Raw genomic sequence first — 264 nt, forward strand, 5'->3', positions numbered from 1 at the left:
GTCGGAAGCGAGCATGATGAGCGCTTCACGGATAGGAGTGCGGGACAGACCGAACCGCTTGACAAGATCTCCTTCTGTCAGGAACGTGCCTTGAATCGCCGGATCCGTCAGGACGAGGTCACGCAGGCGCTCATAGGCGGTCCGGCGCGCGGCAGGACCTGACGAAGTTTGCATGCAACCCACCATAGTCGCTTGCTGGAATGTCAGCATCGGACACGAAATGAGTAGACAGAGGAGAGACATATGAAGATCGCGTTAGTGCAG

The 264-nt window shown here is 57.2% G+C and carries 1 protein-coding gene; it reads right to left on the reverse strand.

Going from position 1 to position 264, the window contains the following annotated elements; all coding sequences use genetic code 11:
* Nucleotides 1-243: GntR family transcriptional regulator (locus tag R0K30_RS22335; protein WP_410613073.1), on the reverse strand; the 243-nt coding region annotated here is incomplete at its 3' end.
* Nucleotides 244-264 lie beyond the last annotated feature (21 nt).

This window comes from Bacillus sp. SIMBA_154 (assembly GCF_046536015.1).
GTDB classification, from domain to species: domain Bacteria; phylum Bacillota; class Bacilli; order Bacillales; family Bacillaceae; genus Bacillus; species Bacillus pumilus_P.